General features: G+C 67.7%; 12 protein-coding genes and 1 other annotated feature (1 of these 13 only partly in view). Of the genes, 5 read left to right on the forward strand and 7 right to left on the reverse strand.

Features of this window, described 5'->3' with window-relative positions:
* Nucleotides 1-33: 33 nt before the first annotated feature.
* Nucleotides 34-663, reverse strand: a complete 630-nt coding sequence (gene folE, locus ACW177_RS06445; RefSeq protein WP_492027778.1) for a GTP cyclohydrolase I FolE — start codon at nucleotides 661-663, stop codon at nucleotides 34-36.
* A gap of 130 nt (nucleotides 664-793) precedes the next feature.
* Here folE and cysS point away from each other — a divergent pair, with 130 nt between their 5' ends.
* Nucleotides 794-2,257 carry a cysteine--tRNA ligase gene (gene cysS, locus ACW177_RS06450; RefSeq protein WP_492027779.1) on the forward strand — a complete coding sequence of 488 codons (1,464 nt, stop codon included), beginning with the start codon at nucleotides 794-796 and terminating at the stop codon, nucleotides 2,255-2,257.
* An 818-nt stretch (nucleotides 2,258-3,075) separates the two neighbouring features.
* Here the strand turns inward: cysS and ACW177_RS06455 are convergent.
* The 3 genes from ACW177_RS06455 to ACW177_RS06465 form a co-directional block, all read right to left on the reverse strand.
* On the reverse strand, nucleotides 3,076-5,451 hold the full coding sequence (locus ACW177_RS06455; RefSeq protein ID WP_492027780.1) for a TonB-dependent receptor: 2,376 nt from the start codon (nucleotides 5,449-5,451) through the stop codon (nucleotides 3,076-3,078).
* A gap of 105 nt (nucleotides 5,452-5,556) precedes the next feature.
* Nucleotides 5,557-5,955, reverse strand: a complete 399-nt coding sequence (locus ACW177_RS06460; RefSeq protein ID WP_492027781.1) for a hypothetical protein — start codon at nucleotides 5,953-5,955, stop codon at nucleotides 5,557-5,559.
* Between the two features lie 57 nt (nucleotides 5,956-6,012).
* On the reverse strand, nucleotides 6,013-7,041 hold the full coding sequence (locus ACW177_RS06465) for a DNA topoisomerase IB (protein ID WP_492027782.1): 1,029 nt from the start codon (nucleotides 7,039-7,041) through the stop codon (nucleotides 6,013-6,015).
* 115 nt (nucleotides 7,042-7,156) lie between these two features.
* On the opposite strand from ACW177_RS06465, the gene rlmJ reads away from it, so the two are divergent.
* Nucleotides 7,157-7,972 (forward strand): 23S rRNA (adenine(2030)-N(6))-methyltransferase RlmJ, encoded by an 816-nt coding sequence (gene rlmJ / locus ACW177_RS06470; protein ID WP_492027783.1) that lies wholly within the window; start codon nucleotides 7,157-7,159, stop codon nucleotides 7,970-7,972.
* A gap of 29 nt (nucleotides 7,973-8,001) precedes the next feature.
* On the forward strand, nucleotides 8,002-8,733 hold the full coding sequence (locus ACW177_RS06475; RefSeq protein WP_492027784.1) for a glutamine amidotransferase-related protein: 732 nt from the start codon (nucleotides 8,002-8,004) through the stop codon (nucleotides 8,731-8,733).
* A 193-nt stretch (nucleotides 8,734-8,926) separates the two neighbouring features.
* On the opposite strand, the gene ACW177_RS06480 is transcribed toward ACW177_RS06475, so the two are convergent.
* On the reverse strand, nucleotides 8,927-9,991 hold the full coding sequence (locus tag ACW177_RS06480) for a YeiH family protein (protein ID WP_492027785.1): 1,065 nt from the start codon (nucleotides 9,989-9,991) through the stop codon (nucleotides 8,927-8,929).
* Between the two features lie 79 nt (nucleotides 9,992-10,070).
* On the opposite strand from ACW177_RS06480, the gene ACW177_RS06485 reads away from it, so the two are divergent.
* On the forward strand, nucleotides 10,071-10,946 hold the full coding sequence (locus ACW177_RS06485) for a LysR family transcriptional regulator (protein WP_492027786.1): 876 nt from the start codon (nucleotides 10,071-10,073) through the stop codon (nucleotides 10,944-10,946).
* A 13-nt stretch (nucleotides 10,947-10,959) separates the two neighbouring features.
* On the opposite strand, the gene ACW177_RS06490 is transcribed toward ACW177_RS06485, so the two are convergent.
* Together ACW177_RS06490 and hemF are read right to left on the reverse strand one after the other, a co-directional pair.
* Nucleotides 10,960-11,151 (reverse strand): hypothetical protein, encoded by a 192-nt coding sequence (locus ACW177_RS06490; RefSeq protein ID WP_492027787.1) that lies wholly within the window; start codon nucleotides 11,149-11,151, stop codon nucleotides 10,960-10,962.
* The gene (hemF, locus tag ACW177_RS06495; RefSeq protein WP_492027788.1) at nucleotides 11,148-12,029 is read right to left on the reverse strand and encodes an oxygen-dependent coproporphyrinogen oxidase; all 882 of its coding nucleotides are present in this window, start codon (nucleotides 12,027-12,029) and stop codon (nucleotides 11,148-11,150) included. The genes ACW177_RS06490 and hemF overlap by 4 nt, the downstream gene beginning before the upstream one ends.
* 145 nt (nucleotides 12,030-12,174) lie before the next feature.
* Here hemF and ACW177_RS06500 point away from each other — a divergent pair, with 145 nt between their 5' ends.
* Nucleotides 12,175-13,419, forward strand: coding sequence for a dipeptidase (locus tag ACW177_RS06500; protein WP_492027789.1), 1,245 nt, complete (start codon nucleotides 12,175-12,177; stop codon nucleotides 13,417-13,419).
* Nucleotides 13,420-13,464: 45 nt separating this feature from the next.
* Nucleotides 13,465-13,499: a sequence feature (sul1 is cis-regulatory element that is thought to sense ions involved in sulfur or methionine metabolism; They are found in Alphaproteobacteria), on the forward strand (it continues 27 nt past the right edge of the window).

Consider the following 13,499-nt stretch of genomic DNA (forward strand, 5'->3'; position numbering starts at 1 on the left):
CAGGAACGTGAATTACTCGCGACAGGCGAGGGCTTACGCCTTCGCCAGCTTCAGGAAACGGTCCATCAGGGCAGGATCGTCCTTGAAGGCGCCGGTGAAGCGGGTGGTGACGGTCGAAACATGCCGATGATGCACCCCGCGCGTGGTCATGCACTGGTGGGCGGCGTCGATCATCACCGCGACGCCCTTGGGCTGCAGCTGCGATTCGATGGCCTCGATGATGTCGTTGGTCAGGGTTTCCTGATTTTGCAGACGCCGGGCGAAGATCTCGACCACCCGCGCCAGCTTGGAGATGCCGACCACCTTCTCGCCGGGCAGATAGGCGACATAGGCCTTGCCCAGGAAGGGGGCCAGGTGGTGCTCGCAATGGCTCTCCACCTCGATCTCGCGCAGGATGACCATGTCGTCATAGCCGGTCACGTCCTCGAAGGTCCGCGACAGCTCCTTGGCCGCGTCGGCCTCATAACCTTCGAACCATTCGCCATAGGCGTCCACCACCCGTTTGGGCGTGTCGATCAGGCCCGGGCGGTCGGGATTGTCCCCGGCCCAGGCGATCAGGGTGCGCACGGCGTCCAGCGCCTGTTCGCGGCTGGGACGCCCAGACTCCTGAACCGTGGCGGTTTCGTCGCTGACGAGGACGGGCTTGGCGGGGATGACGCTCATGAACTCGATTTTCCGGCCGGGGCGGTCGGGGCCGCCCGGTATAGCTTCTACAATCCGTCGGGACTGTATATCAGGCCGCTATATGGGACGGACCCTCCGTCCCGCAAGAAAACCCGCTGAAGACTTATCCATGCCGCTGTACATCCACGACACCCTGCGCCGTGAAAAGCGCCTGTTCGAACCGCGCGATCCGAACCGGGTGACCCTCTATGTCTGCGGCCCGACGGTCTATGACTATGCCCATATCGGCAATGCGCGGCCCCCGGTGGTGTTCGACGTTCTGGTCCGCCTGCTGCGCCGGACATACGGTGCCGACAAGGTGATCTACGCCCGCAACGTCACCGACGTGGACGACAAGATCAATCAGAAGGCCGCCCGCGAAGGCGTGCCCATCGGCGAGGTTACAGCCCGATACGAGGCCGCCTATCTCGCCGACATGGGCCTGCTGAACGTCTCGCCGCCCGACCTCGCCCCCCACGTCACCGACTATATCCCGGCCATCGTCAATCAGGTCCAGGCCATCGTCGACGCCGGCTGCGCCTATGCGGCTGAGGGGCACGTCCTGTTCGACGTCTCTTCCTATCCGTCCTACGGCGCCCTGTCGGGCCGGAACCTGGACGACATGATCGCCGGCGCCCGGGTCGAGGTCGCCCCCTACAAGAAGAACCCCCACGACTTCGTCCTGTGGAAGCCGTCCAAGCCGGACGAGCCGTCCTGGCCGTCGCCCTGGGGCGAGGGGCGTCCAGGCTGGCATATCGAATGCTCGGCCATGATCGAACAGGCCCTGGGCCTGCCCATCGACATCCACGGCGGCGGCATCGACCTGGTCTTCCCCCACCATGAGAACGAGATCGCCCAGGGCGTCTGCGCCCACGGCCATGCCCATGGCGACAAGGCCCACGACGAATACGCCCGCTACTGGATGCACAACGGTTTCCTGACCGTGGACGCCGAGAAGATGTCCAAGTCCATCGGCAACGTCCTGCTGCTGCACGACCTGGTCCAGGCCATGCCGGGCGAGGTCGTCCGCTGGGCGCTGCTGTCGGCCCATTACCGCCAGCCGCTGGACTGGAACCAGGGGCTGCTGGATCAGTCCCGTTCCACGCTGGATGGCATCTACCGGACCCTGTCCGATGCAGAAACCTTCCTCAAGAACCCGTTGATACCTAGTCCAACTCTGGATGAGCTGCGGGCAGGGGAAAGCACAATTGCCTTCGCTTGGCTGGGCGACGTAGAGCGAGCACTGTCCAACGACTTGAACACGCCTGCCGCTCAAGCGGCACTTGCGGAACTCTCCAACAAGCTACGCAGCGCTCTATCAAAGCGCGACGAGGCATTGGTACGAACGGCTGTTGAAGCTCTTTTGAGGGGAGGCGAAATGCTTGGCGTGCTTCAAAGCAGTCCACGGGATTGGTTTGAACATGGTGTCTCCGACGCCGTCCGCTTCGAAGTCGAGGCCCTGCTGGACCAACGCGCCGCCGCCCGCGCCGCCAAGGACTGGCCCGATGCCGACCGCATCCGCGACCGCCTGAACGAACTGAACGTCGTCGTCATGGACGGCCCCGACGGCGCCACCTGGCGGATGAAGGGCTGACACCTCCATCAGTCCCGTCACCCTCGGGCTTGTCCCGAGGGCCCACCCTAGATTCCCCGCGAAATGAACGAGGGGCGCACGGTGGTCCGCGCGCCCCTCATCTTGTCGAGTACGCCCCATCGTAGGCCCTCGGGACAAGCCCGAGGGTGACGGAGTGTGGTCAATACCTCCATCAATCCCGTCACCCTCCGACTTGTTCGGAGGGCCCACTCCAAATACCCCGCGAAATGATTGAGGGGCGCACGGTGGTCCGCGCGCCCCTCATCTTGTCGAGTACGCCTCACCGTAGGCCCTCGGGACAAGCCCGAGCGTGACGGAGTGTGGTCAATACCTCCCCCCAACCCGTCACCCTCCGACTTGTTCGGAGGGCCCACCCTACATACCCCGCGAAATGATTGAGGAGCGCACGGCGGACCGTGCGCCCCTTGTCTTGTCGAGTACGCCCCACCGTAGGCCCTCGGGACAAGCCCGAGCGTGACGGAGTGTGGTCAATACCTCCCCCCAACCCGTCACCCTCCGACTTGTTCGGAGGGCCCGCCCCAAATACCCCGCGAAATGATTGAGGGGCGCACGGTGGTCCGCGCGCCCCTCATCTTGTCGAGTACGCCTCACCGTAGGCCCTCGGGACAAGCCCGAGCGTGACGGAGTGTGGTCAATACCTCCCCCCAACCCGTCACCCTCCGACTTGTTCGGAGGGCCCGCCCCAAATACCCCGCGAAATGATTGAGGGGCGCACGGTGGTCCGCGCGCCCCTCATCTTGTCGAGTACGCCTCACCGTAGGCCCTCGGGACAAGCCCGAGCGTGACGGAGTGGTGGATCAATACTGCGCCCGCAACGTCACCCCCACGGTGCGCGGATCGCCGGGGTTGCCGATGACCAGGCCCGAGTTGCCGGACTGGACGCTGACGAACTGCAGATAGTCCTCGTCCAGCGCGTTTCGGACCCACACCGACGCCTCCCAGCCGTTGTCGGCGCGGAACCCGGCCCGCAGGTTCAGGATCGTATAGCCCTCGATCTCGGTATAGCGCGAGACTGAGGCGTCGGAGTTGTAGGTCGAGCGGAAGCTGGCGTCCGCCCCGCCGTAGAACTGACCCGGCAGGCCCAGGAAGCCACCGTTCCCGTGGACTTCGCCGCCCGCCGACGCAGCCCAGGGCGAAACCCCCGGCAGGTCCTTGCCCGACAGGTCGCAGGCCACGGTCGAGGTCCCGATCTGCTCCAGCGGGCAGGGGCCGTTGGCGAAGGAGTCGTACTTCGCGTCGGTCCAGGCGACGTTGGCGTAGAGATCGAGGTGTTCATTCGGCCGCGCGACGGCGTCCAGTTCGATCCCTTGAATGACGACCTTCTCGGCATTGGCCAGATAGCCGCGCAGGGCGCCGGGTCCGCTGTCAACGACATTGGCCTGATAGTCGTCCACGTCGGTGCGATAGGCGGCCAGGTTGGCCGTCACCCGCCGGTCGAAGCCTTGCGTCTTCAGCCCTAGCTCATAGGTCGTCACCACCTCGGGCTTGACCACCGCATTGGTCAGGGACGGTTGGCCGTTCGGCAGGTTGGGAATGCCGGCCATGTTGATCCCGGCCGACTTGTAGCCCCGCGCCGCGCTGCCATAGACAAGTATATCGTCGCTGACGTCGTAGGACAGCGCTGCCTGGCCCGACAGGTCGTCGTCCGAGGTTTCGGCGTCGTACGCCTGGGGCCGGGCGATGCCGAGCCGGCGCGAGATCAGGGTAGCGTCAGTCGTCGCCAGACCCCCGCTCGTCGTCGCCGCATAGGTCCCCGACTTCTCCTCATAGGTATAGCGCAGCCCCGGCGTCAGGTGCAGCCGGTCGGTGATGTTCCAGGTCAGCTGACCGAAGACGGCGTAGGAGTCGGTCTCGATCCGGCTATCGTTGAACACGGTGTAACCGTCCAGCAGGGCACCTGGCAGGCTCGGGCTCAGCAGCCAATAGGTGGCGTCCGCGCCGTATTCCGTGACCCCGTGCGTCTCCACCGCCTGGTGGAAGGCGTAAAGGCCGCCGGTCCAGTCGATGCGGTGGTTCCCGTTCGAGGACAGGCGCAGCTCCTGGCTCCACTGGTCCTGCCACGACGGATTGGCCGACTGGCGGGTGATGTCCAGCGCTGTATAGTCGCGGTCGTTCTGCGGTCCCCAGTCCCACGCCCGCCAGGCCGAGACCGAGGTCAGGGTCGCCCAGCCGAAGTCGTAGTCGACGATGGCCGAGACCCCGCGGTGGATCTGGTCCGCCTGTATGCCGCTGTCTACGTCCGATAGCCGGTCATAGGGATTGGTGCTGGCGGGGGCATAGCCACGACCGGCGGCCAGGGCGGCGAACTGCTGGGCGGCGGGCTTCAGCGTCTGGCCCGCCGTGACATAGACTTGGGTGCAGCACTCCGGCGTCAGGTCGGCATAGTCGGCGAACAGTCGCACCCTCAGTTGGTCCGTCGGCTGGAACAGCAGCTGGCCGCGCAGGCTGATCGAGTCCTGGGAATTCTGCTTGGTCCCGGTGGTGACATTGTCCAGCACCCCGTCTCGCCGGGTCGAGACCACCGAGAAACGCCCGGCGACCTTGTCGTCCACGATCGGGCCGGAGATGCTGGCCTTAGCTTGCAGGAAACCATAGTCGCCAAAGCTCAGCTCCGCCTGGCCCTCGGGCGTGAAGCTCGGGTCGCGCGTGGTGATGTTCAGGGCGCCGGCGGTGGTGTTCTTGCCGAACAGGGTCCCCTGCGGCCCGCGCAGGATCTCGATCCGGTCCAGATCGACGAAGTCCAGCGTCGCCGTCGCCGGTCGGCCGTAATAGACCTGGTCCACATAGATGCCGACCCCCTGTTCCAGCCCGTCATTGGCCAGGCCGTAGCTGGCTCCCAACCCCCGGATGGTGATGGCGGTGTTGCGCGGGTTCGAGGTCAGCAACTGCACGCTGGGCGCCAGTTGCGTGATCTGGCCGACGTTGTAGGCGCCGGTTCGGTCCAGCAGTTCCTCGTTCACCACCGTCAGGGCGATGGGTACGTCCTGCGCCCGCTCGTCTCTCCGACGGGCGGTGACGACGATGTCGCCCAGACTGGCGGTGGGCGGTGTTGCGGACTGGGGCGCGGCCGTCTCTTCCGCGCCCGCGAATGCGACGGCGGGTGCCCCAAGGCAGGCCGCCAACGCCGTAAGTGAAACCAGACTTCGGGCCAGCGGCCGGGTGACGATGGACATATTCCCCTCCTGTGTATCCGAGGGGAAATGGGTCCTATTTAAATCTACTCATCAACTAGGAATTTCTAATACCGGCGGATAGAGATCCTGCCGCCCGGCGTCGCTTCAGGCGACAACCGCCTTCGCGCTGGTGCCGTGAAAGACGATGGCGGCGAACAGGAACATGCCCAGCACCACCAGGGTCGGCCCGGCGACGATGCCGATGGCGGCGAAGCCCATCAGCGACGACACCCCCAGCAACTGAATCGCCAGGGCCGCCATCATGATCGGCAGTCCCACCGCCGCCAGCCAGAAATGGATCAGGGGCAGGGCGCCCGTCTGCGCTTCTGGAAAAGCCCGATAAAACAGGCCGTACAGAAACATCGACACCCACCCCAGCAGGTTGATGTGGGCGTGGACCGGCGCGACGGTGAAATCATGGGTCACCCCCATGAAATAGCCGAGCGACACGCCCACAGCGGCGAACAGCACGGCGAGCCGCAGGAAGATGGTGGACAGGTTCATGGCGTGTTTCCCCCAAGAGACGGCGTCATGTTATTCGTATAACAATGATCGTCCAAGTTACATTGGGGTAAGCTTCAAGGCGCGAATGAGCGCCTTCTCGAATCCCTTGGCGTCCGGGCCGGGCAGGGCGGTCTTCAGCTCTCCGCTCTCGTACAGCGCCATCACCCTGGGATGGACGTACGAGGCCCGGCACACCGTCGGCGTGTTGCCGAGAAGGCCCGCGACCGCCTTTACGCAGACGGTGATCTTGCGTTTCGCGTCGGTGGGGGAGGTCGGGGGCTCCATCTCGCGCAGGGCCCGCGCGGCCGAGACCGTGCCCGCCCAGGTGCGGAAGTCCTTGGCCGAAAACTGGTCGCCCATGGCCGCGCGGATATAGGCGTTCACATCGTCCGAGGTGACGGGGCAAAGCTCCCCGTCGGCGGTGCGATATTTGAACAGGTGCTGGCCCGGCAGCTCCTCCAGCGCCCGCACCACCCGCGCCAGCCGCCGGTCGCGGACGCTGACCCGGTGGTCCTTGCCGCTCTTGCCCCGGAACTCGAACGTCAGGGCCGCGCCGTCCACCTCCAGATGCCGCTTGTTCAGGGTAGTCAGCCCATAGCTGCGGTTCTCCCGCGCATAGGCGGCGTTGCCGACCCGGATCAGGGTGATTTCCAGCAGGCGCACGGCGGTCGCCAGCACCTTGTCCTTCACCGGTCCCCTCAGGTTCAGGTCATGTTCGACCTGGGCGCGCAGCTTGGGCAGGGCGCGCGAAAAGGCAGGCAGCTTGTCGAACTTGTTCTCCGACCGCGCCGCACTCCAGCCGTCGTGATAGCGGTACTGTTTGCGCCCCTTCACGTCGCGGCCGGTCGCCTGGATATGGCCGTTGGCCTTGGGGCAGATCCAGACGTCGGTCCAGGCGGGCGGAATGGCCAGGGCGCGGATCCGGTCCAGAACCTTGGGGTCCTTGATCGGCTGATCCTTGGCGTCGCGATAGGACCAGCCCTTGCCGGCGCGTCGCCGTCGGATGCCGGGGGTTTCGTCGCTACACCAGCTCAGCCCCTGCGGAATCTCGGCCGTAATATCCAGGCCGTGCGATCCGTCCGCCATCCTGGCGTTTCCTTTTCATTGGTCTTTCAGCGGCTTGCCTCAGACCGGCGACCAACGCGGCGTCGCGCCCGCGAGTTCCCCTTGACCCCGCGCGCCCGGCGCGACACGAGGCGGCATGAACTATCGCCACAGCTTCCACGCCGGGAACTTCGCCGACCTGGTCAAACACGCCCTGGTCCTGTGGTTGGTGAAGACCCGCGCGGCCGCGGGCCCGCTGACGGTGCTCGACACCCACGCCGGCGCCGGCCTCTATGACCTGTCCGGCGACGCCGTGCGGTCGAAGGAGGCCGAGGCCGGGGTCGCGCGTCTGATGACGGACGCGGATCTGCCGCCCCTGATGCAGGCTCTGGCGGACCGAGTGGCGGCGCTCAATCCTGACGGCGGCGCCCGCTTCTATCCCGGCTCGCCCCTGCTGATCGCCGACGCGCTCGGGAGCGAGGGCCGCTATGTCGGCTATGAACTGAACCCGCCTGTCCGCGCCCTGCTGGCTCAGGCCCTGGCCGACCGCCCCAACGCCGAGGCGCGCGAGGGCGACGGCTACGCCCCGGCCACGGCCGAGGCGGCGCGGGTCAAGGCGCCCTTGATCCTGATCGACCCGCCGTTCGAAAAGCCCGACGACTATATCCGCTCGGCCGAAACCGCCCTGGCGGTGGTCCGTCGCGACCCCGCAGCGACCATCGCCATCTGGACCCCGCTGAAGGATCTGGAGACTTTCGACGGCTTCATCCGCCGGCTTCAGGCCAAGGCCGGCCCGACCCTGGTCGCCGAGGCCCGCCTGCGTCCCCTGACCAATCCGATGAAGATGAACGGCTGCGCCCTGGTGATCGTCAATCCGCCGCGGGGCGCCGAAGACGCAGCGCGACAGGTCTGCGCTTGGGTCGCCGACCGTCTGGGCGATCCGGGCGGCAAGGCTGAAATCTGGTCCTTCTGATCCGCGCGCGGCGCCCCTATGTTGGCGCCATGACCCGTATCGCCATCCTGGAAACCGGCCATCCGCCCGAGGCCCTGAAGGACAGTTTCGACGACTATCCGGCCCGGTTCCGCGCCCTGCTGGGCGAAAACGTCCCGACCACCCGTTTCGACGTCCAGTCCGGCCATCTGCCGTCAGACCCCGCCGCGTTTCAGGGGGTGATCGTCACTGGCTCGGCTGCCGGCGTCTATGACGACCTGCCGTGGATTCCCCAGCTGATCGACTGGCTGCGTGCGGCGCGGGGCCAGACCCGGATCGTCGGCATCTGCTTCGGCCACCAGGTCCTGGCCCACGCCTTCGGCGGCGCCGTCGAAAAGTCGGACAAGGGCTGGGGCGTCGGCCTGCACCGCTATGACGTTCACGCCGAGGAGCCATGGATGCAGCCGCGCGCCCGCACCATCGCCATCCCCGTCTCGCACCAGGATCAGGTCGTGGCCATTTCGCCCGACACTCGCGTCATCGCCTCCAGCGGCTTCACCCCCTACGCGGGCCTGGCCTGGGGCCAGGACGCCATCTCCTTCCAGTGCCACCCGGAGTTCCAGCCGGACTACGCCGCCGCCCTGGTCGAGGTCCGGCGCGGTTCGCGCATCCCCGAGCCCCTTGCCGACGCCGCGCTCGACAGCCTGAAACGCCCCAACGACCGCGCCGTCCTCACCGCCTGGATCCGCGCCTTCCTGCTGCTGACCCCGCCGCCCGTGGAAGAACAGGGCAGCGGGATCTGATCCTTACATTCGTCATCCTCCGGCGAGCGTAGCGAGACCGGGGGACCCAGCGGCGCGCGCGAGCGCGAACCTGTCGCGGACACTGGCTTCAAACAGCGAGCGGCGGATGGATTTCGCCTAGCGGCGCCGCTGGGTCCCCCGGTCTGCGCCGCGAAGACGCGGCTTGCCGGAGGATGACGAAAGAAGGGGGGCGCTAAACCCCCAACACCGCAATCAGCCCCAGGCTCAGCCCCACCAGCGCCGCCAGCGACAACACCACCGCCGCGACCACCCGCCCGCCGGCCCGCGCCACGGCCCGGATGTCGGTTTGCAGCCCCAGGGCAGCCATGGCCGCCACGGTCAACAGGCCTGACGCCGCCGCCATCGGCGAAAGCGCCGCCGGCGGGATCAGGTCCAGGTTCCTGAGCGCTATCATCGCCAGGAAACCGACGATGAACCAGGGCAGCAGCCGGTGCAGTCCCGGCCCCTTCGCCCCCTCCGCCCGGTCCCTGAACATCACCGACAGCGCCAGGATCACCGGCCCCAGCATCAGCACCCGCGCCAGCTTGACCACCGTCCCCGTCTGGGTCGCGACCGCGCCGAACGGGGCGGCGGCCGCCAGCACCTGGGGCACGGCATAGACGGTCAGCCCCGCCAGGGCGCCGAACTGCAAACCGCTCATCCCCATCAGCCCGCCCAGCAGCGGCAAGGTCAGCACGACCACCACCCCCAGCACGGCCGTAAAGGCGATGGAGGCGGCGACCTCTTCCCCGTCGGCGTCGATCACCGGGGCCACGGCGGCGATGGCCGAGTTGCCGCAGATGGCGTTGCCGCACGCGACCAGCAGGGCCATGCGTGGGTTCAGACCCAGCAGACGCCCGATCCCGAACCCGGCCAGGATGGCGGCCGCGACCAGGGCGAAGACCCCCGCCACGAACCCCAGCCCCAGCGACGACAGGGTCGCCGCACTGACCGAGGCGCCCAGCAGGACCACCGCAACCTCCAGCAGGATCTTGGCCGAAAAATCGATCCCGACCTTGAATCGGACGTCCGGCGTCCAGGCCGCCCGCACCCCGGCGCCCAGCAGGATGGCCAGGACCAGCGGCTCCAGCCAGACCTTGCCGACCGCCCCGCGTTCCAGGCCACCCAGGCCCACCGCCGCCACGGCGACCACCAGGCTCATCATCAGGCCGGGCCACACCGCGCGCCCGAACGCGCCCAACCGTATCATGGGGGGCTGGGGCGGGCTCAGAACGGCGGCAGGAGCGGCGGACTTCATGGTCCCGCTTGATGCGCCGCCCCTCGACCCCCGTCCAACGGATTGTTATGGTCGTTTCAATCCGATTTGGAGATTGATCGTGACCCTGGAACGCCTGCGCATCTTCGTGGCCGTGGCCGAGCGTCAGCATGTGACGGCGGCGGCGCGGGCGCTGAACCTGACCCAGTCGGCCGTCTCCAACGCCATCGCGGCGCTGGAGGCTGAACATGACGTCCACCTGTTCGACCGCGTGGGGCGGGGCGTGGTGCTGAACGCCACGGGCCAGGCCTTCCTGCCGGAAGCCAAGGCCGTCCTGGCGCGGGCTGCGGCGGCCGAGGCGGCGCTGGCGGATCTCAGCGCCCTGCGGCGCGGTCGCCTGACCGTCTTCGCCAGCCAGACCATCGCCTCCTACTGGTTGCCCCGTCGCCTGGTCGCCTTCCACGTCGCCCATCCGGGCATCGAACTGGACGTCCAGATCGGCAATACGCGCCAGGCCGCCGCCGCCGTCCTGGGGGGCGAGGCCGAGATCGGCCTGGTCGAGGGCACGGTCGACGAACCCGCGCTGGAACAGACCCGTATCGGCTCTGACCGTCTCGCGGTGTTGGTCGCGCCCGACCATCCCTGGGCGAGCCTGCGCCCTCTGTCGGCTCAGACCCTGACCTCATCCCCCTGGGTCCTGCGCGAAGCCGGCTCGGGCACCCGTTCGACCCTGGAGGAAGCGGTGCGCCAGGCCGGGATCGATCCCGCAGACCTGCCCGTCGCCATGACCCTGCCGTCGAACGAAGCGGTTCTCGCCGCCGCCGAGGCCGGGGCCGGCGCCACCGCCCTGTCCGAAAGCGTCGCCTACGCCTCGGTCGCCGCCGGCCGCCTAGTCACCGCCGCCTTTGCGCTGCCGGAACGCCCCTTCCGCCTGCTGCGCCACGCCGAACGCTACCGCAGCCGCGCCGGCGACGCGTTTGTGGCGGCCATGGGGTAGGGCGTGCGGCCGCCTACAGCCCGAACCGTGGAAACACGAACCGCTCCAGCAGCAGCGAGGCCGCGAAGTAGAAGCCGATCACCACGAACAGGGTCAGCGGGATCTGCGGCTGTTTCGACAGGGTCAGATAGACCCCGTACAGCACGGCGAACAGGGCCGAGGTGGCCAGGGGCCGCAGCAGGATCTTAGCGAGAGGGGACGTCACGGCCATTTCACCACCGGGGGCATGGAGCTGAGGATCGAATCGACGTTGCCGCCGGTCTTGAGGCCGAACATGGTGCCACGGTCGTACAGCAGGTTGAACTCCACATACCGTCCGCGCCGCACCAACTGCTCTTCGCGCTGTTCCGGCGTCCAGGCCTCGCCCATCCGCCCGGCCACGATCTTCGGATAGATGTCCAGAAAGGCCAGACCCACGTCGCGGGTGAAGGCGAAGTCCCGGTCATGGTCGCCGCTGTCGTGGTGGTCATAGAAGATGCCGCCCGTGCCGCGCGGCTCCTGCCGATGCGGCAGGAAGAAATACTCATCGCACCGGGCCTTGTACTTGGCGTGCCAGTCGGGATCGTGGGCGTCGCAGGCGGCCTTCATCGCGGCGTGAAAGGCCAGGGTGTCCGGGTGGTCCTGGCGCCGATCCGCGTCCAGCACCGGCGTCAGATCGCCCCCGCCGCCGAACCAGCTCTGGGTCGTGGCGATGAAGCGGGTGTTCATATGCACCGCCGGAACCCTGGGGCTGACCGGATGGCAGATCAGGCTGATCCCGGTGGCGAAGAACCGGGGATCCTCCGCCGCGCCCGGCACCGTCTTGGCGTAGTCGACCGGAAAGGATCCGTGGACGGTCGAAACATGGACCCCGACCTTTTCGAACAGCCGGCCGTGCATCATCCCCATGACGCCCCCGCCGCCCGCCTCGCGGTCCCACGGCGTCCGCACGAACCGCCCCGGCTCTCCCGGAAACAGATCGTCGGGCGCCGCATCCTCCAGCGCCTCGAAGGCGGCATGGATACGGTCGCGCAGATGCTCGAACCAGGCGCGGGTCTCGACCTTCTTCAGGTCGAGCGGATCGGAAAAGGCGGCGTCGCTCATCCGCCTCTCCTAGCCGTTCGTCGCCCGACCGGGAAACCTCTTCCTTCTCCCCTTGCGGGAGAAGGCAGGCCCGAAGGGCTCGGATGAGGGGTTGCCTGTCGCCTTTCGTCTGTCAGTGTGCGTCGCAACATCAGGGAGTCGCATCATGATCCGTCGTCTGCTGGCCGGCGTCGCCGTCGCCGCCTTCGCCACCGCCGCTAACGCCCAATCGACCGGCGAGGCCCGCGTGCTGGAGATCCTGAAGGCCACCCCCCTGATCGACGGCCACAACGACCTGCCCTGGGCCCTGCGCCAGAAGTACGGCAACGACGTCTACGCCGTTGATCTGACGACCAATCTGGACGCGACGACCCCGCTCCACACCGACATCGCCCGCCTGCGCGCCGGCGGTGTCGGCGGCCAGTTCTGGTCGGTCTATGTCCCCGCCAGCCTGACCCCGCTCGAGGCGGTTGAGGAGACCTTCGAGCAGATCGACACGGCCAAGCGGATCATCGCCGCCCACCCCGACGTCTTCGGCCTGGCCACGACGGCGGACCAGATCGACGCCGTCTTCGCTTCGGGCCGGATCGCCAGCCTGATCGGCATGGAGGGCGGCTATTCCATCGACGACTCCCTGGCCCTACTGCGCGAGTTCCACCGCGCCGGCGCCCGCTACATGACCCTGACCCACTCCAAGACCACCACCTGGGCCGACAGCGCCACCGACGCGCCCAAATGGGGCGGCCTCAGCCCCTTCGGCGAGGACGTGGTGCGCGAGATGAACCGTCTGGGCATGATGGTGGACCTCAGCCACGTGTCCGAGGACACCATGCTGGACGCCATGCGGGTGTCCGACGCCCCGGTCATCTTCTCCCACTCTTCGGCCCGGGCGATCACGGCCCATCCCCGCAACGTCCCCGACCGGGTGCTGCGGATGATGCCTGAGGACGGCGGGATCGTGATGATCAACCTGGCTCCCGGCTTCGTCTCCGAACGGGTCCGCGCCTGGAACGCCGACCGCGCGGGCGAGGAGGCGCGGCTGAAGACCCTGAACCCCGGCGATCCGACCGCCGTCGAGGCCGGCCTGACCGCCTGGTCCGCCGCCCATCCGACGCCGGAGGCGACCCTGGCCGACGTCGTCGCCCATATCCAGCATGTGCGTCAGGTGGCGGGGATCGATCACGTCGGCCTGGGCGCCGACTTCGATGGCATCGGCAGTCTGCCCGAGGGCATGACCGGGGTGGACGCCTATCCGCGCATCCTGGCCGCCCTGATGGACGCCGGCTGGACCGAGGCCGACATCCGCAAGATCGCCGGCGAGAACCTGCTGCGGGTCATGCGCGCCGTCGAAGCCACCGCCGCCGCCAAAGCCGCCGAGCGACCGTCCTTGGCCAAGCCGACCGCCGGCTAGGCGGCTTGCCTTTCGCGCCGGGACCGGGCATCAGGCGGGCCTCACCTCGGACCCGGCCTGATTGAAGCGTCGGGTGGCTA

This window comes from Brevundimonas sp. AVps23W, assembly GCF_058681395.1.